The following is a 19034-nucleotide window of genomic DNA, read 5'->3' on the forward strand; positions in this document are numbered from 1 at the left end:
GAACCCATCCGTTTCGAAGGCCCTGCCCTCTTCGGCCACAACCGTCTTCGGTTCTTCGGACGGCCGTAGAGAGCGATGCGGCATTCGCGGTGCGTGGCGCAGCTTCAGCCGCTGGAGTGAGTCCTGAGCACGTGTGGAGCTGTCGAATGGCGTCCGGACCAGCGTTGTCGTGCCGGCGGATTTCGGCGAACGGTGTCAGCGAAGGGTGGCGACCGAAGTGCGGTAGAGGACTTCCTCGGCGCGCTCCCATGACCAGCCGTTCTCCACCACGAGCGTGCGCCAGCCGGTGGGACCGAACCAGTACCAGAGAAGGTCGGCCGTCTCCTTCACCGAGTGGGAGGGCGGCGGACTCAGGTGGTGCAGGTGCTGGGCGGTCGCGCGGAGCGCGTCCCGGTACGCCGCGGTCGCGCGCTCCCACAGGGCCTCGCCGTTCTCATGCACGGGCAGCGCCTTGCGGATCGCTTCATGCACGGCGAACTGCCCCTCGTTGCCCATCCGCGTGCCGTGGGCCAGGGCTTTCAGGACCGACTCCGGCGTCCGCAGGGCGAGCAGGTCCTCCATGGCCTGCTCGTAACCAGAAGCGATCACACCCTGGTCGACGATCCGGTTCAGGATGTCGCTCTTGCTCCCGACACTCGCGAAGACGGTCTTCGAGGCGACGCCGGCCGCTGAGGCGATGTCGGCGACGGTCACGCGACCGTAGCCGTGCTCGGCGAACAGTTCCGTGGCCTGACCCAGGATCAGCGCCTGCGTCCGTGCGGCGGCCTGATCGCGCAGCGGAGAGACGTAGCGGCGCTTGGACGGCATGGCGTCATCCTAAGGCGTGAATTCATTAGGCGTGCTATAACCTCAATATCGCCGGTCGGCCTCGCGCTCGACCCCGGCTACGACCGCACCGCCCGTCCCCCTCGGTCGGCGTCACCCCTCGGATCACACACCCGTCGAAAGGGATCAACGCAATGGGCATGGATGCCACGGACCTGGCCCACGGACTCTTCCGAGTCCTCGAGACAGGCGATCCGGCACTGGCCGCCGAGGTGGTGCACGAGGACTTCCACAATCGCGAGGCAGCCGTGTCGCCCACGGCCTGTGCACTGCCCGGACCGGCGGGAGTCCTTGCCTCGGGCGCGTGGATGCGCTTCGCCTTCAGCGGCCTGACCTTCCCCGTTCTCGCCATCGCCCGCAACGACGAGCAGGTCTGGATACGGCTTCGCATGCAGGGCCGCCACACAGGTCCCTTCGTCCGCTTCCGTGACGGCGCTCTCGACCAGGCCATACCCCCCACCGGGCGTGACATCGACTTCGAACAGATCCACGTGCTCGAACTCCGCGACGGCCAGGTGGTCGGACACGAGGCGGTGCGCGACGACATGACCATGCTCGGCCAGCTCGGCGTCTTCCCGCCCGCTCCGGCCACCGCGCTGCGCATGGTCGCCTGGCGAGTGACCGGAAGGGCCACGCGCGCCGCGACCGACGTCACGGCGAAAGCCGTCGAGGCGGCCGACCGCTCGCAGGGCACCCCAAGACCGAGCCGCTGAGCCACTGAACCGCTGGGTCGCTGAACCGAAAGCCTCCTAGACGTCCCGGCAGGCCAGGCGCCGCCGGGACTACAGGGACAACGTTCACGCGACCACGCGACGACCGTGCGTTCCGGCCCCGGCCTGCCCGACCGACCCGGCCATTCGTCGGCGTCCCGCCGACCGATTCGCCCCCTCCCCTCGGCGGGAATATCCGACAATGATTTAGCACTCAACAATATGGACCTGATCGCCGACCGTATGGGAGGCTCGCATGGGCACCACCGCCGAGATCGGGGATGGAACTATGTCTGAGCTGGGGCTCCTCGACACCGCTGGCATCCTGCGCCAGGCATGGGTCGCCCCGGACCGGACGAGCTCGGGTCTGGGCTGGGAGCACGCGTATCTGTCCACCCAGCGGGAAACGCCGTACCACTCGACCTTCGACGGTGCCCCCACTCATCTGCTGATCCTTCACCTCAGTGGCCCGGTGACCGTCCGACGCCGGTCCGGCCGGTCGATGCGGGCCCAGCGGATCCCGGCAGGGGGACTCTTCGTCCACCCGGCAGGCCGCGCGCTGGATGTCGAACTCCAGGGGGGCCTCGACACCGTCCACCTCTATCTCAGCGACTCGGCCCTCCAGGAAGCGCACGGCGGCCGTGAGGCGGTGGAACTCGCCGAGGAACTGGGCAGCTCGGATCCCCTGATCGAGCAGGTCATGCTGACTCTGGACGGCGTCGTGCGGCAGTGGGAGCCCTCCGCGCGCACCTACGTCGATCACCTCGTCGGCATGCTCGCCGCCCAGCTCGCCCACGCGCACACGGCCGGTCGGCCCGCGGCCCCGGCCGGCGCGATGTCGGGGCTGACCTCTCAGCAGCTCGTGTCCGCACGGGAGTTGATGGAGCAGCACATCTCCGATCCGCTGCGCGTCTCCGATCTGGCCGCGGCCACCGGGCTGAGTGCCAGCCAGTTCAGTCGGCAGTTCAGGACCAGCACCGGAAAGTCTCCGCACCAGTTCCTGTTGCAACTGCGGCTGGACCACGCACGCCGGATGCTGCGCACCACGGTCCTGCCCATCCCCGACGTGGCCGTCCACTGCGGTTTCTCCCACCAGGAACACCTGACGCGCGTGATGCGCGCCAAGCTCGGCACGACCCCCGCCGCGGTCCGACGCGCGCGCTGACGCAGCGTTCCGCGGCCTGCCCCACCCCCACCTTTCCTCCGGCGCACCACAGGCATCGCATCCGCCCCGCGCCCCCGCCAGAGCCACCGCACCGCGCCGATCCTGCAGAAACACGCTCGAAACGTGCAGGAGTCCGAGGGCCCGCCGTCCCCACACTCGGTGTCAGAAATTCAGGGACCCACGGCAACGCGAAGGCGGACCCCCATGAGGAATTTCGTGTACACCTCCCATCCCTCGCGGATCGTCTTCGGCACCGGAACGGTCGGCCAGGTCCGCGAGGAGGTCGAGCGACTCGGCTGTTCCCGAGTCCTCCTCCTGTCCACTCCGTCGGTGGCCAAGGCCGCCGCACGGGTCCGTGACGTCCTCGGTGACGTCGTCGTGGCCGAGTTCGACGGTGCCACCATGCACACTCCGGTCGAGGTGACCGAGCGGGCCCTCGACGTCCTTCGGGAACACTCCGCCGACTGCCTGGTGGCCGTCGGCGGCGGTTCCACCACGGGGCTGGCCAAGGCACTCGCGCTCCGCACCGATGTGCCGCAGCTGATCCTTCCCACCACCTACGCGGGTTCGGAAGTCACCCCCGTCCTCGGAGAGACACAGAACGGACGCAAGACCACGGTGGCCTCGCCCGCGATCCTGCCCGAGACCGTCGTCTACGACGTCGAGTTCACTCTCGGCCTGCCGGTGGGCCTGTCGGTCACCAGCGCGGTCAACGCCATGGCACACGCCGTGGAAGCCCTGTACGCGCCACAGGCGAACCCCGTCATCGACGCCATGGCGCTCGATGCGATCGCGCTGAGCGCCCGCGCCCTGCCGGCTCTCGTGGCCGAGCCGTCCGACACCGCCGCACGCGCCGACCTCCTGCGTGCCGCGTGGCTGGCCGGTACCTGCCTCGGCTCCGTCGGCATGGGCCTGCATCACAAGCTGTGCCACACGCTGGGGGGCGCGTTCGACTTGCCGCACGCCGCGACGCACACCGTGATCCTGCCGCACGCGATGGCCTACAACGCCCCGGCCGCTCGGGACGCCATGAGCCGCATCGCCGGCGCACTCGGCGTGCCGGACGCTCCGAGCGGGATGTTCGACCTGATCACCTCGCTCGGGGGCCCCACCTCGCTGCGCGAGCAGGGCATGGCGGAGGCGGATCTGCCGCGTGCCGCGCGGCTGGCGGTCGCCACGCCGTACCCCAACCCCCGTGAGCTGACGCCCACGGGAATCGAGAGCCTGTTGCGCGACGCCTGGCGGGGCCGCCGTCCGACGGTTCCCGCGGCGCCGACTCCTGCTCCGCGAACCCCTGGACTGGCTGCCCCCGCGGCGCACGGAGTGGCGGCGGACGTGGAGCGCCTGACCGCCCAGGTGGTGGAGAGCTTCGCGGACGCACCCGATCCGCGGGGCAGGCAGCTGCTCAGCGACCTGGTGCGGCACCTGCACCACTTCGTGACGAGCAATGACGTCACCCAATCCGAGTGGGAGCAGGCCATCGACTTCCTGACCCGTACCGGACAGATCTCCACCAGCACCCGCCAGGAGTTCGTGCTGCTGTCCGACACACTCGGTGTCTCCAGCATCGTCGACCTGCTCACCCACTCACGCACCCCGCAGACCACACCGTCAGCGGTCCTCGGCCCCTTCTACACGGACGGACCGCCGGAAACCGCACAGGGCGGCGACATCTCGCAGGGGGTGGCCGGCACTCCCCTGTGGGCCGACATCCTCATCACCGACACGGACGGACGGCCCGTGCCGGATGCCGTCACGGACGTCTGGCAGGCCAACAAGGACGGTTTCTACGACGTCCAGTTGCCCGAGTTGGACGGCCCGGTGCTGCGGGGCCGCCTGCGCACCGACGAGCAGGGACGCCTGCGCTTCTGGACGACCCTGCCGGCCGAGTACCCGATCCCGGACGACGGACCGGTGGGACAGCTGCTCCAGGCCGTCGAACGTCATCCCTACCGTGCGCCCCACCTGCACTTCATGATCTCCGCCACCGGCCACCAGCGGCTGGTCACCCAGCTGTTCGTGAAGGGCGGCCACTACATCGACTCCGACACCGTGTTCGGCGTCAAGGAGGGCCTGATCGTGGATTTCACCCCCCAGGTCGGACCGACCCCGGACGGCCGTGCCGTCGACGGGGAGTGGCGCAGCCTGCAGTTCACCTTCCGCATCGCCCGCCTGGCCGACGGCCCCGCACACTGACCTGGAGCAGTCTCATGGACTCGACCCACACCTACGACACCGACGTCCTCGTGGTCGGCAGTGGCCCCGCCGGTGGATCCGCGGCCCTGCTCCTGGCCACGTACGGCATTCGCACCCTGCTCGTCACCAAGTACGGCTGGCTGGCCGACACCCCCCGTGCGCACATCACCAACCAGCGCACCATGGAGGTACTGCGCGACCTCGGCGTGGACGGCGAGGCCGCCGCGGCCGGGAGCCCCGCCGAACTCATGGGCGACACCGTTCTGTGCACCGCCCTGGCCGGCGAGGAGATCGGCCGCATCCGCAGCTGGGGCACCGGCCCGCACGCGGCGACCGAGTACGGTGCCGCCAGCCCCGCGCAGATGATCGACCTTCCGCAGACCTTCCTGGAACCGATCCTGGTGAAGAACGCCGCGGCGCGGGGAGCCAAGATCCGTTTCGACACCGAGTTCCTCAGCCTGGAACAGGACGCCGACGGCGTCACCGCCCGGCTCCGGGACCGGGTGCGCGGAGACGAGTTCACCGTGCGAGCCCGCTACCTGATCGGTGCGGACGGCGGTCGCAGCGGCGTCGCGGAGCAGATCGGACTTCCGATCGCCGGGCAGAGCGGCAAGGCCGGCAGCATGAACATCGTCTTCAAGGCCGACCTGTCCCGGCACGTGGCCCACCGCCCGAGCGTTCTGTACTGGGTGATGCGTCCCGGCGCCCACATGGGCGGCATCGGCATGGGGCTGGTGCGCATGGTGCGGCCGTGGAACGAATGGCTGCTGGTGTGGGGATACGACATCGACCAGCCCCCGCCGCACATGGACGAGGCGACCGCCCGTGACATCGTCCACGACCTCATCGGCGACCGCGACATTCCCGTCGAGATCACGTCGAGCTCGCTGTGGACGGTCAACCACAGCTATGCGACGACGTATTCGGCCGGGCGGGTCTTCTGCGCCGGGGACGCGGTGCACCGGCACCCGCCGTCCAACGGCCTCGGTTCCAACACCTCGATCCAGGACTCGTACAACCTCGCCTGGAAGCTCGCCATGGTCATCCGCGGTCAGGCCGGCCCGGGGCTCCTCGACACGTACACCGCGGAGCGGGCACCGGTCGGCCGGCAGATCGTCGATCGCGCCAACCTCAGCCGTGACCAGTTCGGCCCGATCTTCCAGGCGCTGGGACTCGACGAGTACAGCGAGGAGGAGGACATCGTCGACGGTCTCGCCGCGTGCCGCAGCGGGACGGCCGAGGGCACCAAGCGACGGCAGGCGCTGGAAGAGGCCATTCAGTTGAAGAACTACGAGTTCAACGCCCATGGCGTCGAGATGAACCAGCGCTACGACTCCTCCGCTGTCGTCCAGGACACCGGCGCCGCCGAGGAATGGACCCGGGATCCGGAGCTCTTCCACCAGCCGACGACCCGCCCCGGCGCGAAACTCCCGCACGCCTGGCTCGTCGACGGCAACGGCCACCGCCTGTCCACGCTGGACGTCGTCGGCAAGGGAACACTCACGCTGATCACCGGCCTGTCCGGGGGCGTGTGGGAGTCGGCCGCGGCCGACTGCGCCGAGGCCCTGGGGATTCCCCTGAAGTGCGTCCGCATCGGCGCCGAGGACAGCCGCGACGCCTACGGCGAGTGGCGCCGGACATCGGAGGTGGCCGAGGACGGGTGCCTGCTCGTCCGCCCGGACGGACACATCGCCTGGCGGGCCTCCTCGGCGCCGGACGCCGACTCCGCGGCGTACGGCGAGCTGCTCGAAGCCCTGAGGACCGTACTGCACCGTTGACCACCACGACGCGACACCCGCGTACAGCCACACACTCACACCCCCCACACGGAAACCCGAACAGAGGCAGACACCGCTCGGGGCGAGTCTGCCGGACCGGAACGGAGCGCAGTGCACATGGACAAGGTGGTTGCCACGGCCGAGGAGGCACTGGCAGGCGTCGTGGACGGAGCGTCCCTGGCCGTGGGCGGCTTCGGCCTCAGCGGCGTCCCCGACGTGCTGATCCACGCGCTGTACACGACCGGCGTGACCGGGCTGAGCGTGGTCTCCAACAACTGTGGCGTGGACGGCGGCGGCCTGGGCATCCTGCTCGCCGCCGGACGCATAGCCCGCGTCACCGGCTCGTACGTCGGCGACAACAAGGAGTTCGCCCGCCAGTACCTCTCCGGTGAACTGCTGGTCGAACTGACGCCGCAGGGCACGCTCGCCGAGCGCCTGCGCGCCGGCGGATGCGGCATCCCCGCCTTCTTCACGCCCGCCGGTGTCGGTACCCAGGTCGCCGAGGGCGGCCTGCCCTGGCGCTACGCCCCCGACGGCACCGTGGCCGTCACCTCACCGCCCAAGGAGGTACGCGAGTTCGACGGCCGGCGTCATGTGCTCGAGCACGGCATCACCACCGACTTCGCACTGGTGCGGGCGGCCAGGGGCGACCGCCACGGCAACCTCGTCTTCCACCGCTCGGCCCGTAACTTCAACCCGCTCGCCGCGATGGCCGGCCGCGTCACGATCGCCGAGGTCGAGCGGTTGGCCGAGCCCGGCGAGCTCGACCCGGACGAGATCCATCTCCCCGGCGTCTTCGTCCAGCGTGTGGTGGAACTGACGCCGGAACAGGCCGCGGACAAGCACATCGAACGGCGCACTGTCTCCGCGCCGTCGGCACGAGGGACGGTGCGGCACTGATGCCATGGACCAGGAACGAGATGGCCGCACGCGCGGCGGCGGAGATCCAGGACGGCGACTACGTCAACCTCGGCATCGGACTGCCCACGCTGGTGCCCGAGCACGTGGCCGAAGGAGTGCACGTGGTGCTCCAGTCGGAGAACGGCGTCCTCGGTGTCGGGCCGTACCCGGCCGAGGAGGACGTGGACCCCGACCTGATCAACGCCGGCAAGGAGACGGTCACCGTACTGCCGGGTGCGAGTTTCTTCGACTCCGCGTTGTCCTTCGGAATGATCAGGGGCGGTCACATCGACACCGCCATTCTGGGAGCCATGCAGGTCTCCGCCACCGGAGACCTCGCCAACTGGATGATCCCGGGCAAGATGGTGAAGGGCATGGGCGGTGCGATGGACCTCATCCACGGCGCCCGCCGAGTCGTCGTCGTCATGGACCACTGCGCCAAGGACGGCAGTCCGAAGCTCGTCGACGTGTGCTCCCTGCCCCTCACCGGCGTGGCCTGCGTCGACCGCGTCATCACCGACCTCGGCGTGCTGGACGTCACCGAGGACGGACTCGTCCTCGTGGAGACCGCTCCCGGCGTCAGCACGGACGAGGTCGTCAGCCGTACCGCCGCGCCCGTGCGCGTGCCGGACGCCGTCGGCTGACCCCGCTTCAGCCCTCCCCTGCCCAACTCCCCCCACCACAAGGAGTCCCGATGAACGAGCGCCTGCGGGACGTCTACGTCGTCGACGCCGTCCGCACCCCGATCGGCCGCTACGGCGGTGCCCTGTCCGCCGTGCGCCCCGACGACCTCGCCGCCGGAGTCGTACGTGAACTGCTCCGCCGCAGTCCCGCCCTGGACCCGTCCCTCATCGGTGACGTGTTCTTCGGAAACGCCAACGGTGCCGGGGAGGACAACCGGGACGTCGCCCGTATGGCCGCGCTGCTGGCCGGTCTTCCCGTGACGGTCCCCGGAACCACCGTCAACCGGCTGTGCGGCTCGGGGATGGAGGCGGTCATCCAGGCCGCCCGCGCGGTGGCGCTCGGCGACGCCTCCGTCGCCGTGGCCGGCGGAGTGGAGTCCATGAGCCGCGCCCCGTGGGTCCTGCCCAAACCGGGGCGGGCCTTCCCGGTCGGCAACCAGGAGCTGTACTCCACCACCCTCGGCTGGCGGATGGTCAACCCGCGGATGCCCGAGGCGTGGACCATCCCGCTCGGCGAGAGCGCCGAGCTGATCGCCGACAAGTACGGCATCACCCGCGAGGCCCAGGACGCCTTCGCGCTCGCCAGTCACGAGAAGGCCGCCCGGGCGTGGAAGGTGGGTGCGTACGACGCCGAGGTGGTCCCCGTCGAGAGTGTGGACCTGCCCCGCGACGAGGGGATCCGGGACGACACCTCACTCGAAGCGCTGGCCCGCCTCAAGCCGGTCTTCCGTGCGGGCGGCACGGTCACGGCCGGCAACGCCTCGCCTCTCAACGACGGCGCGGCTGCCCTGCTGCTGGTCGACGAGGCCGGGCTGGCCGAGACGGGCCGTGAGCCGCTGGCCAGAATCCGCGCCAGTGCGGTGACGGGCATCGAGCCGCAGTACTTCGGCCTCGGCCCGGTCGACGCCATCCGCAAGGCCCTGGCGAAGGCGGGCCGCACCTTCGACGCCCTGCACACCGTCGAACTCAACGAGGCATACGCCGCCCAGGCGTTGGGCTGTCTCGCCGCCCTGCCGGAACTCGACTCCGGCATCCTCAACCCGAAGGGCGGCGCCGTCGCCATCGGGCATCCCCTCGGCGCCTCCGGCGCTCGCATCACCGGAGCGGTCGCCCATCAGCTCGCGGAAGCCGGCTCGGGCACGGGCCTGGCCGCACTCTGCATCGGAGTCGGGCAGGCCCTGGCCCTGGTCCTGGAGCGCTGAGGCGACCGCCAGCGGGTCAGGGTGTCGTCGCCACGCGTTCGAGGGCGGCGGTGAGTGCCGCGAGGTCATGACCTGCGAGGTTGTCGAGGACGTGCCGTCGGATGCTGGCCAGGTGGGCGGGCCAGGCCTCCTGGAGACGGGCGAGACCGTCGTCGGTGAGGACGGCGTTCCAACCACGCAGGTCTTCCTGGCACTTGGCTCGTTGGACGAATCCCTGCTTCTCGAGGCGGTTGACGACACGGGTCATGCCGCTGAGCGAGAGATTGCAGGCGGTGGCGAGCTCACTCATCCGCATCCGGCGGTGGGGCGCCTCGGACAGGAACATGAGCGGCGTGTACTCGGAAAGGGGCAGCCCTCCGTCGCCGACCATGTCCGCGTCCACCAGTCGGGGCAGGGCCATCATGACGTGGGCCAGGGCGCGCACGAGTGATTCCTCGGTCTGGTCCAAGGGGCGCAGGGGCTGTTCGTCGTAGGGCATGCCTCACACCCTATCTCCTTGACACGGCAAGCACTCATACATTTACTTGACACAGCAAGCACACATACAAGCGAAGGTGCACACCATGACAAGGATCGGCATCATCCTCGGCAGCACGCGCCCCGGACGCAACGGCGAGGCCGTCGCCCACTGGGTGCACGAGCTGGCCACGCGGCGCACCGACGCACAGTACGAGCTCGTCGACCTGGTGGACTACAAGCTGCCGCTGCTGGATGAGGCCTTTCCGCCGGCGATGGGCCAGTACAGCCAGCCGCACACGCAGCAGTGGGCCGCGAAGATCGCCTCGTTCGACGGCTTCGTCATCGTGACCCCCGAGTACAACCACTCGGTGCCCGGCGCGCTGAAGAACGCCATCGACTTCCTGGCGGCCGAGTGGGCCAACAAGGCTGTCGGCTTCGTCAGTTACGGCTCCACCGGGGGCGTCCGCGCCGTCGAGCACCTGCGCCTGATCGCCGGTGAACTGCAGATGGCGGACGTCCGCTCCCAGGTGGCGCTCTCCCTGTTCACCGACTTCGAGAACTTCAGCGTCTTCAAGCCCGCCGAGAGCCACCGTGACGCCGTCACCGCCACCCTCGACCAGGTCGTGGCATGGAGCAACGCCCTCGCTCCGCTGCGCGCCGCCTGACGCGCGGCATCACGGGGCGCCGCCCACCCATGCCCCGCACCGGCGTCCGACACCGGCGCGGGGTGCGGGGCCTGAGCCCCCTTTCGACCGTTACGGGAAAGAGAAATCCGCCGATGTCAGAACGTGCTGCCTCCCCCGCGGGCGGGCACCCGATCACGCTTGGACTGGACACCTTCGGCGACGTGACCGACGACGCCCAGGGCCGACCGCTCTCGCACGGCGAGACGATCCGCAACCTGGTGGCGGAGGGTGTCCTCGCCGATGAGGTCGGACTCGACCACTTCGCCATCGGTGAGCACCACGTCGACTGGATGCCGCTCTCGGCGGCGGATGTGGTGCTCGGGGCGATCGCGTCGCGTACGTCGCGCATACGTCTGGGATCCGGTGTCACCGTCATCAGCTCGGACGACCCCGTCCGGGTCTACCAGCGGTACGCGACCCTCGACGCCGTGTCCGACGGCCGTGCCGAGGTGATTCTCGGCCGGGGCTCGAGCACGGAGTCCTTCCCGCTGTTCGGCTACGACCTCGGCGACTACGACACCCTCTTCGAGGAGAAGGTCGGTCTCTTCGCCGAACTGCGCAAGGAGAAGCCCGTCTCCTGGTCCGGCAGCACCCGGCCGGCGCTGGCGAACCAGCCCGTCTACCCGCACAGCGAGTCCGGAGCGATCCCCACCTGGATCGGCGTCGGCGGCAATCCTCAGTCCGTCGTGCGTGCAGCACGCTACGGATTCCCGCTGATGCTCGCGATCATCAGCGGTCCGACCGCGCGCTTCGCCCCCTTCTCGCAGCTCTTCCGCCAGGCACTGGAGAAGTTCGACCGGCCCGATGTGCCGGTCGGCGTGCACAGTCCGGGGCATGTGGCCGCGACCGACGAGCAGGCGGTGGAGGAGTTCTGGCCGTACTACGAGAAGACCATCCGCATGATGGCCCGGCAGCGAGGATTCCGCGTCCCGACATTCGAGCACTTCATGAACGATGTCGGTCCCGGCGGCGGGCTGTTCGTCGGATCACCGGAGACCGTGGCACAGAAGATCGTCACCACCCTCCGGGAGCTCGACGCGAGCCGCTTCGACCTCAAGTACGGGATGAACGGTCTGCCGCACGAGACGCTCATGACGACCATCGAGCTCTTCGGCACCAAGGTGGCCCCGCGGGTGCGGGAGCTGATCGCCTCGTGAGGTGTTCCACCCAAGCCGACCGGCGTCGCCGTCCAAGCCGCCTGCACCCCCGTGATGGCTGACACGGCTGCAGGAGGGTCGCGACTGTGGGAGCACGCGACCCATCGGACACGGCCGTAGCCGTGTCCTTCGGGGCGGTATCCGTGGCCCGCGCACTGAGTGCGCGACGGAGGGCCGACGGGTACCGCCCCTTCCCGTCGCTGACGCCGCAACCTTCGTTCCCGGCCATGCGTCCAGCTGACAGCATGGTCCACGGACAGGCTCATCTGAGCCGTGGTGTCCGCGCCCACCGATCCCGACTGGGCCGACTGACCCGGTCTCGCGTGCGGGAGTCTGGCCGCGTTCGTGACCTTGGTGGCCGTCATGCACATACCGGCCGGCCCCCGGCGCGCGTGACGTTCAGCCGGGCGGTACGCAGTGGACAACCCCGACCCGCCGGGCCTGCCTGTGCGCTTCCCGCGCCCACGACTCCCAGCGTCAGGGCGGCAACCGTGGCCAGGACGTGCAACTGCCGCCGCATGACGACGTTCTTCACGCGATGATCAACGAGCCTTGGCCGACTTCGTCGCGTCACCGCCCGCGCCGCACCGCGAATCCGACCGCGGGCCCCGACCACGGCATCCGGTCACCTACACCGGGTGCTCCGGTGCCTGGGCACTCGGGCACCTCACCGCGAGGGCCGCGACGTCGTCGTTGAGCCTGCCGCCGCTGTAGTGCAGCAGGTCCTGGTGAAGCCGGTCGAGCAGCTCACGCGGCGGCCGCGGGCCCTGCCGCCGCATCCAGTCCGGGAGCGGGAAGAACTCGCCGGTGCGGCCTCGGGTCTCCGTTACGCCGTCGGTGTAGAGCAGTAGCTGGTCGCCCGGGGTGAAGGCGACGGTGTCGACGCAGTAGTGGTCTCCGAGGAGCGCCGCGAGGTGGAGAGGCGGCGAGGGGGCGGTGGGATCCAGGACGCGGATCTTCCCGCGATGCGCGAGCAACGGCGGAGGGTGCCCACAGTTGAGAAGTCTGACGTGGCCGCCGCCGTGCGGGATCTCGGCGATGAGAGCGGTGGCGAAGCGCTCCGGCAGGTCCTGCGCCGGAAACCCGGCGCTGTAGCGGATGATGCTGACCTCCAGACGGTGGATGACACCTCTCAGGTCGGGCTCGTCGTACGCGGCTTCCCTGAAGCAGCTGATCACCGCCGAGGCCGCCCCCACCGCGGACAGGCCCTTGCCGCGTACGTCGCCGATGAGCAGCCGGACCCCGTACGGCGTGGCGGCGGCTTCGTAGAAGTCACCACCGATCCTGGCCTGTTGCTGAGCCGCCAGATACAGCGACTCGATCTCGACGTCGTCCATGCGGCGTGGCAGAGGGCGCAGCAGTACCTTCTGGGCCGCGTCGGCGACGAGGCGGATGTGGAAGAGCACCTCCTCCCGCTGAAGTCGGACATGGCTGGCGTAGGCCGCCGCCAGGGTGACCGCGACGATCGCAGCCGCGGTGTACTGCGTCCCCAGGTCGGTGTAGACGAAGCTGAGGCCGATCATGACCAGCAGGCAGAACGTGCCCAGCAGGATCGTGGGGAGTACGGGCCACATCGCGGCGGCCAGGGCGGGGGCGGCAGGCAGGAGTCGGCTGACGGCGATCTCCCTCGGCGTGGAGAACGCCAGGCAGGTGATGAGGACGGTGAGGACCACCGGTGACAGCGGGGCAGCTTCCCACCAGCCACCACCGAGGGAACGACGGCGCCGCAGCCGTCCGGACGTGATCACAAAACGCATCATATCGGTCGAAGTGGATATGGAGCGGGGCACCAGGCGGTGGGGCCAGACTCCGGACCTCAGACGCACGGCGGGACAGCGGTCCGAAACGTTCGGCGCCGACGAGTGTCGATCTCGTTGGCCGACATTGCCTCCCTTAATCGAACGGACTAGTCTGTTCGATTAAGGGAGGTGCCCGCACATGGCGACGCGCACGAGAAGGACGAACACGGTCGAGAAGATCCTGGACACGGCGGCCGAGCTGTTCTACGCGAACGGCCTGCGGGGCGTCGGCGTGGACCAGGTGATCGCCGCCTCAGGGGTGGCGAAATCCACCCTCTACGTCCACTTCCGCTCCAAGGACGAGCTGGTCGCGGCCTACCTGCGCAGAACCGACATATCCTGGCGCGCGCAACTGGAGGCGGCCGCCGAGCGGGCGGGCGGCGACGCGGCGGCCCGGATCACCGGGCTCTTCGACGCACTGGCCGACGCCTTCGACCGGCACGGCTTCTTCGGTTGCCCTTTCGTCAGTGCCGCCGTCGAGACCGCGCTCGACTCCGAGGCCCGGGCCATCACCGTGCAGCACACCGAACGACGTCACACCTGGCTGACACGGCTCAGCACAGAGGCGGGCGCCGTCGACCCCGACTCCCTCGCCCGTCACCTCGGCCTCCTGATCGACGGCGCCCTCGCGTCCGGACGTCTGCTCCAGGACCGCGCGGTGGTGGATCAGGCCAGATCCGCGGCCCGGCGCCTCCTCGCCGACCACACCCGCCGTGACATGACCGACGACCTCCCGTGACCGGCCACCGGGCACACCCGTGACCGTGAGACGCCCCACGCCTCCGGCTCCGTACTGACGAACAACTTCCAGGAAGGAAGGCAGGGCCATGCGCGCAGCGATCCTCGAACAGTTCGGGGCACCCCTGATCCTCAAAGACCTCCCCCGGCCCACCCCCGACCGGGGCGAGGTCCTGGTGAAGATCGCGGCCAGCGGAGTGAACCCGCTCGACATCAAGATCCGGGCGGGGAAGGCCGCACACGCCCGGACCGTCCTGCCTGCCGTACTCGGCCTCGACCTCGCCGGTGTCGTCGAGCAAGTCGGTGCCGACGTCACCGGAATCGAAGTCGGCGACGAGGTCTACGGACTCACCGGCGGGGTCGGCGACCTCCAAGGCTCCCTCGCCCAGTACGCGGCGGTCGACGCCCGGTTGCTGGCCGTCAAACCCGCCGCCCTGTCCATGCGCGAGGCCGCCTCGCTGCCGCTGGTCTTCATCACCGCGTGGGAGGGCCTGATCGACCGGGCCCGAGTCCGTCCCGGACACAAGGTCCTCATCCACGGCGGAGCCGGCGGCATCGGACACGTGGCCGTCCAGATCGCCCGCGCCCACGGCGCCGACGTCTACGCCACCACCTCCCCCGCCCACGCCGAGACGGTCGCGCGCCTCGGCGCCACGCCCATCGACCGCACCGCGATGTCCGTGGCGGAGTACGTCGGCAAACACACCGGCGGCGAGGGCTTCGACATCGTCTTCGACACCGTCGGCGGTCCCGTGCTCGACGCCTCCTTCACCGCCGTGCGCACGTACACCGGCCACGTCGTCAGCGCACTCGGTTGGGGCACCCACGCCCTCGCTCCCCTCTCCTTCCGGGGCGCCACCTATTCCGGCGTGTTCACCCTCATGCCATTGCTCACCGGCAGCCACTGCGCGCACCACGGCGAGATCATGCGCGAGGCCACCGCCCTCGCCGACGCGGGCTCCCTCAAGCCACGGCTCGACCCACGCACCTTCACCCTCGACTCCGTCGCCGACGCACACGCGGCGGTCGAACAGGGCACCGCGGCAGGAAAGGTCGTGGTGGACATCGCCCAGACTCCCGGCGGACCGTGAGTCGCGCTCCGTATTCCGCCTGTAGTGCTCGCGCACCTTCCCCGTCGAACGCTCGACCGTGCGGAAAGGAATGCGGAAAGGAAGGGAGTGAGGATGGGAGAGTGCGGCCGTATCGCCGCACGAGAAAGCGACCGGCGGCCCGACGCGATCCGACGCGAGAACTTCCTTTCCGGCCGCGTGCGGCAGCGTTGTGGCCCTCCGTACATGGTGTCCTGAGGGTCTTGAAGGTCTTCAACGCGCCAGGGCGACCGGACCATCAGCTCTGCGAGCTCCTGGATGGTCGGCCGGTACCTTTCCGGAGGGCGTGGCGGAGAAGAGCACCCCGTGAATCACCTGACGCAGCGACTGCGCTCTCCCACCGCTCCGACAGTCGACGCCCCCGCGCGGGCAGCGGTCTCCGCCGCTGACTGCGGTCAGCTTCTCATCAGACTCACGTTCGGCCTGCTCATGGCAGGACACGGTGCCCAGAAGCTCTTCGGGATATTCGGTGGCGACGGCCTCACCGCTACGGGCAAGGGATTCGCCGCGCCGGGGTACCGTCCCGGAAAGGTGTACGCCGCCATGGGCGGCGGCTCGGAATTCCTGGGCGGGATCGGCTTCGCTCTGGGGCTGTTCACGCAGCTGGCGGCGGCTGCGCTTGATCGGCGTGATGATCAATGCGATGGCGACCGTGAGCGGGGCGCATGGATTGTGGGACACCCAAGGCGGTGTGGAGTACAGCGTGTGTATCACTGTCACCGCACTCGCCGTCGCGGCCATCGGCCCGGGAAAGCTGGCCGTCGACCGTCTTTTCCCGTGGGGCAAAGGAGGTTGGACCGAAGCGGCCCTCGCTCTGTTCCTGGGCGGAACAGGCGCCGCGATCGTCCTCATCCTCTAACCATCCGCCAGTAGCCGTTCGCCAGCCGTCAGCCGTCAGCCGTCAGCCGTCAGCCGTCAGCCGTCAGCCGTCAGCCATTTTCCAGCCGTGCCACGGAGTCATTCCGCGGATCACGCGGGAGGGCCGGCCTCAGGACTCCCTGGGGCGGGAGCCGTGAGGTGGGTTTCGGCGTATCGGCGGAAGGCGGTCACGAGACGGCCGTGCTCGCCGGCGCGGGTGGCCAGCACGACGTGGCTGGGTTCGACACCGTCCAGCGGGATCGTGGTGAGGTCGGGACGCAGGCTGTTGATGCGGGCGCAGGCCGGGACGATGGCCACGGCCTGCCCGCCCGCGATGAGTTCGATCTTGTCCTCGACGGTCCCCTCGATGAGCGGACCATCGGGTGCCGGGCGTCCGTCGGGTCGGGGATCGACTCGCCAGAAGGCGTTCCAGATGGGGTCGAGCGTCCGGGACAGGGGTTCGTGGGCGATGTCGTCGAGGGTGACCGATTCCTTGCCGACCAGGCGATGGTCCAGGGGCACCAGCAGCGCCCGGGGTTCGTCGTAGAGGACCGTGACGTGCAGTTCGTCGGTGGGAAACGGCAGCCGGGCCACCGCCACGTCCACCCGGTGATCGAGCAGCGCGGCCCGTGGTTCGTTCCAGGGCAGGTGGACGGAGCGCACCTCGGCGTCGGGGTGCCGCCGGCGCAACTCGCGCACCGCCGGAGTGACGATGATGTTCGCGATGTAGCCGATGGTGATCCGGGCCGGCCGGGCGGCGGCCCGGGCCCGTGCCGTGGCCTGGTGGGCGGAGCGCAGGAGTGCTGTGGCGAGCGGGAGGAAGACCTCTCCGGCCTCGGTGAGCCGGCTGCCCTGCGGGGTGCGGTCCAGCAGTTGGGCGCCCACGAGCTGTTCGAGACGACTGATCTGCCGGCTCAGCGACGACGCGGTGAGGTGCAGGGCGGTGGCCGCGCGACCGAAGTGCCGGTGCTCGGCGACGACGGTGAAGCACCGCACGAGCTTCAGGTCGAGGTCCTGGGCAGGGGGTGGCGAGTCGGGCACATCTGCAGCGTAACCCCTCGCCGATCGACGTACGCCCGAATGGCCGCCGCGAACTGGGGTGTTGCGCAGACCGGGATGCGTATGGCGAAACATTCATTGGACCTGGAGTGCACGGGGGTCACACAGTGGAATCACCGGTCGGACACCGTCGAGCTCCGTGTCGGGCCGACGATCCGAGGAGGATATTCATGGGGTCCACGGGGACCACTACCGTGATCGACGCGGCCCGCCGGGCCCTGGGGCCGGTCGGCGTGACCCTGCCGGTCTCCTTCACCACCCCCCTGTCCATCGATCTCCAGCGCGAGGCCGTCCACCGCCTGGAACGCGTCGGCTACCACGCCGTGTGGACCAACGAGGTCATCGGGGGCAAGGATGCCCTGGTCCAGCTGGCCGTGCTGCTGTCGGCAACGGAGCGGCTGGCGTTCGGCACCAGCATCGCGAACATCTGGGCCCGGCAACCGCAGACCCTGCACGGTGCGGCGGCCGTACTCGCCCAGGCCCATCCCGGCCGGTTCGTGCTCGGCCTGGGGGTCGGCCACCCGCAGCAGGCGGCCGACGTGGGCCAGGAGTTCGGCAGCCCGCTGGCCACCATGCGCGACTACGTGGAACGGATGGCCGCCCCGACCCAGCCGCCCGCGCCCGACGTCGCCGTTCTCCGGATCATCGCCGCGAACGGTCCGAAGATGCTGGCATTCGCCGGCGAGATCGCCGACGGAGCGTTGCCCGCCGTACAGCCCCCCGAGTTCACCGCGCAGGCCCGGCAGGTGCTCGGCCCGGACAAGCTGCTGGTCGTGGGACTGTCCGTGGTCCCCGACAGCGACCGCGACCGGGCGCGGGCGATCGCGCGGGAGCGGGTGTCGGCCGGCCTCGGCCAGTTGTCGTACGCCGCCGGGCTGGCCCGGCTGGGCTACTCGGACCAGGACATCGCCGAGGTGAGTGACCGGCTGGTGGACGCGATCATCGCCCACGGCGATCCGGCCGCGATCGCGGCCAAGGTACGCGAGCACCTGGCCGCCGGAGCGGATCACGTGACGCTGCTGTCGCAGGTCGGCACCGACTTCTCGGTCGGCGTGGACCAGTTGGAGTGGCTCGCCCCGGCGCTGGCCGGCGTCGACACCTCAGGTTGAACCGGCGTTGTCCGGCGGTCCGGTCCCGGTGCGCCCTCAGACGTGCACCGGGGCGGCGCCGGCCGATACCGCCGTCAGCCCTTGAGCTTGAGGAGAATGCGGGCCAGTTCTTCGAGTTCGGCCGGGTCCAGCCTGTCCGCCAGGACCGGCGACAGGGTTTCGCGGCGGGCGGCGTCCGCGCGCTCGAAGAGGTCGCGGCCCTGCGGTGTGATGGTCACCTCGACGGACCTGGCGTCGGTGGCCGAGGGGGCACGGGTGACCAGTTCGCGGGCCTGGAGGGCGTCGATCACCCGGGAGACCTGGCTGCGGCTGATCAACGCACAGGAGCCGAGATCGGTGGCCGACAGCGGCCCGTCCTGGTGGTAGAGCCACAGCAGTACCTCGAACCAGGAGGCCGGCAGGCGGAAGTCCTCCTCCAGCCGGGCGCTCGCGCGTGCGGTGAGGGCACTGCTCACCCCTACGAGGCGGTAGTACGCCTGGTCCTCGACAGGCAGTTCTGCCTGCTTGAGCCTGATGTCCGTCACCAGGCGAGTCTACCAATTTGCGTGCACGCACACACAACTCTAATATGTGTGTGTACACGCAACCATGGAGGTTCGTC

17 protein-coding genes and 1 pseudogene are annotated in these 19034 nt (G+C 69.8%); 13 read left to right on the forward strand and 5 right to left on the reverse strand.

Annotated features, from left to right (window positions below; all coding sequences use genetic code 11):
* Positions 1 to 195 precede the first annotated feature (195 nt).
* Positions 196 to 807 carry a TetR/AcrR family transcriptional regulator gene (locus AAFF41_RS04285; RefSeq protein WP_343323496.1) on the reverse strand — a complete coding sequence of 204 codons (612 nt, stop codon included), beginning with the start codon at positions 805 to 807 and terminating at the stop codon, positions 196 to 198.
* Between the two features lie 158 nt (positions 808 to 965).
* Between AAFF41_RS04285 and AAFF41_RS04290 the strand changes: the two genes are divergently transcribed.
* The 7 genes from AAFF41_RS04290 (at position 966) to AAFF41_RS04320 (ending at position 9459) form a co-directional block, all read left to right on the forward strand.
* On the forward strand, positions 966 to 1538 hold the full coding sequence (locus AAFF41_RS04290; RefSeq protein ID WP_319751950.1) for an ester cyclase: 573 nt from the start codon (positions 966 to 968) through the stop codon (positions 1536 to 1538).
* Positions 1539 to 1824: 286 nt separating this feature from the next.
* Positions 1825 to 2700, forward strand: coding sequence for an AraC family transcriptional regulator (locus tag AAFF41_RS04295; protein WP_319751951.1), 876 nt, complete (start codon positions 1825 to 1827; stop codon positions 2698 to 2700).
* A gap of 204 nt (positions 2701 to 2904) precedes the next feature.
* A complete protein-coding gene (locus AAFF41_RS04300; RefSeq protein ID WP_343323497.1) occupies positions 2905 to 4896 on the forward strand; it encodes a maleylacetate reductase and hydroxyquinol 1,2-dioxygenase domain-containing protein in 1992 nt (663 codons plus the stop codon).
* 14 nt (positions 4897 to 4910) lie between these two features.
* Entirely contained in the window at positions 4911 to 6674 is a 1764-nt protein-coding gene (locus AAFF41_RS04305; protein ID WP_319751953.1) for an FAD-dependent oxidoreductase, read from the forward strand.
* Positions 6675 to 6791: 117 nt separating this feature from the next.
* The gene (locus AAFF41_RS04310; RefSeq protein WP_319751954.1) at positions 6792 to 7574 is read left to right on the forward strand and encodes a CoA transferase subunit A; all 783 of its coding nucleotides are present in this window, start codon (positions 6792 to 6794) and stop codon (positions 7572 to 7574) included.
* A complete protein-coding gene (locus AAFF41_RS04315; protein ID WP_343323498.1) occupies positions 7574 to 8218 on the forward strand; it encodes a CoA transferase subunit B in 645 nt (214 codons plus the stop codon). The genes AAFF41_RS04310 and AAFF41_RS04315 overlap by 1 nt, the downstream gene beginning before the upstream one ends.
* 50 nt (positions 8219 to 8268) lie before the next feature.
* Positions 8269 to 9459, forward strand: a complete 1191-nt coding sequence (locus tag AAFF41_RS04320; protein ID WP_319751956.1) for a thiolase family protein — start codon at positions 8269 to 8271, stop codon at positions 9457 to 9459.
* A 16-nt stretch (positions 9460 to 9475) separates the two neighbouring features.
* Here the strand turns inward: AAFF41_RS04320 and AAFF41_RS04325 are convergent, their stop codons facing one another.
* A complete protein-coding gene (locus AAFF41_RS04325; RefSeq protein ID WP_054233414.1) occupies positions 9476 to 9937 on the reverse strand; it encodes a MarR family winged helix-turn-helix transcriptional regulator in 462 nt (153 codons plus the stop codon).
* An 85-nt stretch (positions 9938 to 10022) separates the two neighbouring features.
* On the opposite strand from AAFF41_RS04325, the gene AAFF41_RS04330 reads away from it, so the two are divergent.
* Together AAFF41_RS04330 and AAFF41_RS04335 are read left to right on the forward strand one after the other, a co-directional pair.
* A complete protein-coding gene (locus AAFF41_RS04330; protein WP_343323499.1) occupies positions 10023 to 10583 on the forward strand; it encodes an NADPH-dependent FMN reductase in 561 nt (186 codons plus the stop codon).
* A 113-nt stretch (positions 10584 to 10696) separates the two neighbouring features.
* Positions 10697 to 11761, forward strand: a complete 1065-nt coding sequence (locus AAFF41_RS04335; protein WP_319751957.1) for an LLM class flavin-dependent oxidoreductase — start codon at positions 10697 to 10699, stop codon at positions 11759 to 11761.
* A gap of 629 nt (positions 11762 to 12390) precedes the next feature.
* Here AAFF41_RS04335 and AAFF41_RS04340 read toward each other — a convergent pair.
* Complete coding sequence (locus tag AAFF41_RS04340) at positions 12391 to 13509, reverse strand: PP2C family protein-serine/threonine phosphatase (RefSeq protein WP_319751958.1); 1119 nt, start codon at positions 13507 to 13509, stop codon at positions 12391 to 12393.
* Between the two features lie 190 nt (positions 13510 to 13699).
* On the opposite strand from AAFF41_RS04340, the gene AAFF41_RS04345 reads away from it, so the two are divergent.
* The 3 genes and pseudogenes from AAFF41_RS04345 (at position 13700) to AAFF41_RS04355 (ending at position 16266) form a co-directional block, all read left to right on the forward strand.
* Positions 13700 to 14299, forward strand: coding sequence for a TetR/AcrR family transcriptional regulator (locus tag AAFF41_RS04345; RefSeq protein WP_343323500.1), 600 nt, complete (start codon positions 13700 to 13702; stop codon positions 14297 to 14299).
* An 88-nt stretch (positions 14300 to 14387) separates the two neighbouring features.
* Positions 14388 to 15389, forward strand: coding sequence for a zinc-dependent alcohol dehydrogenase family protein (locus tag AAFF41_RS04350; protein WP_319751960.1), 1002 nt, complete (start codon positions 14388 to 14390; stop codon positions 15387 to 15389).
* A gap of 447 nt (positions 15390 to 15836) precedes the next feature.
* Positions 15837 to 16266, forward strand: a pseudogene (locus tag AAFF41_RS04355) (DoxX family protein).
* A 110-nt stretch (positions 16267 to 16376) separates the two neighbouring features.
* Here the strand turns inward: AAFF41_RS04355 and AAFF41_RS04360 are convergent.
* Positions 16377 to 17306 (reverse strand): LysR family transcriptional regulator, encoded by a 930-nt coding sequence (locus AAFF41_RS04360; protein ID WP_319751962.1) that lies wholly within the window; start codon positions 17304 to 17306, stop codon positions 16377 to 16379.
* Between the two features lie 188 nt (positions 17307 to 17494).
* Here AAFF41_RS04360 and AAFF41_RS04365 point away from each other — a divergent pair, with 188 nt between their 5' ends.
* Positions 17495 to 18433: a TIGR03620 family F420-dependent LLM class oxidoreductase gene (locus tag AAFF41_RS04365; protein ID WP_343323501.1), complete on the forward strand. Its 939-nt coding sequence runs from the start codon at positions 17495 to 17497 to the stop codon at positions 18431 to 18433.
* Positions 18434 to 18507: 74 nt separating this feature from the next.
* On the opposite strand, the gene AAFF41_RS04370 is transcribed toward AAFF41_RS04365, so the two are convergent.
* Positions 18508 to 18957, reverse strand: a complete 450-nt coding sequence (locus AAFF41_RS04370) for a MarR family winged helix-turn-helix transcriptional regulator (protein ID WP_319751964.1) — start codon at positions 18955 to 18957, stop codon at positions 18508 to 18510.
* Positions 18958 to 19034 lie beyond the last annotated feature (77 nt).

This window comes from Streptomyces mirabilis, assembly GCF_039503195.1.
In the GTDB taxonomy this organism is placed as follows: domain Bacteria; phylum Actinomycetota; class Actinomycetes; order Streptomycetales; family Streptomycetaceae; genus Streptomyces; species Streptomyces mirabilis_D.

Coding starts and splice junctions, on each gene's coding strand:
- AAFF41_RS04285 (WP_343323496.1), bottom strand. CDS start 807: ATGCCGTCCAAGCGCCGCTACGTCTCTCCGCTGCGCGATCAGGCCGCC.
- AAFF41_RS04290 (WP_319751950.1), top strand. CDS start 966: ATGGATGCCACGGACCTGGCCCACGGACTCTTCCGAGTCCTCGAGACA.
- AAFF41_RS04295 (WP_319751951.1), top strand. CDS start 1,825: ATGTCTGAGCTGGGGCTCCTCGACACCGCTGGCATCCTGCGCCAGGCA.
- AAFF41_RS04300 (WP_343323497.1), top strand. CDS start 2,905: ATGAGGAATTTCGTGTACACCTCCCATCCCTCGCGGATCGTCTTCGGC.
- AAFF41_RS04305 (WP_319751953.1), top strand. CDS start 4,911: ATGGACTCGACCCACACCTACGACACCGACGTCCTCGTGGTCGGCAGT.
- AAFF41_RS04310 (WP_319751954.1), top strand. CDS start 6,792: ATGGACAAGGTGGTTGCCACGGCCGAGGAGGCACTGGCAGGCGTCGTG.
- AAFF41_RS04315 (WP_343323498.1), top strand. CDS start 7,574: ATGCCATGGACCAGGAACGAGATGGCCGCACGCGCGGCGGCGGAGATC.
- AAFF41_RS04320 (WP_319751956.1), top strand. CDS start 8,269: ATGAACGAGCGCCTGCGGGACGTCTACGTCGTCGACGCCGTCCGCACC.
- AAFF41_RS04325 (WP_054233414.1), bottom strand. CDS start 9,937: ATGCCCTACGACGAACAGCCCCTGCGCCCCTTGGACCAGACCGAGGAA.
- AAFF41_RS04330 (WP_343323499.1), top strand. CDS start 10,023: ATGACAAGGATCGGCATCATCCTCGGCAGCACGCGCCCCGGACGCAAC.
- AAFF41_RS04335 (WP_319751957.1), top strand. CDS start 10,697: ATGTCAGAACGTGCTGCCTCCCCCGCGGGCGGGCACCCGATCACGCTT.
- AAFF41_RS04345 (WP_343323500.1), top strand. CDS start 13,700: ATGGCGACGCGCACGAGAAGGACGAACACGGTCGAGAAGATCCTGGAC.
- AAFF41_RS04350 (WP_319751960.1), top strand. CDS start 14,388: ATGCGCGCAGCGATCCTCGAACAGTTCGGGGCACCCCTGATCCTCAAA.
- AAFF41_RS04365 (WP_343323501.1), top strand. CDS start 17,495: ATGGGGTCCACGGGGACCACTACCGTGATCGACGCGGCCCGCCGGGCC.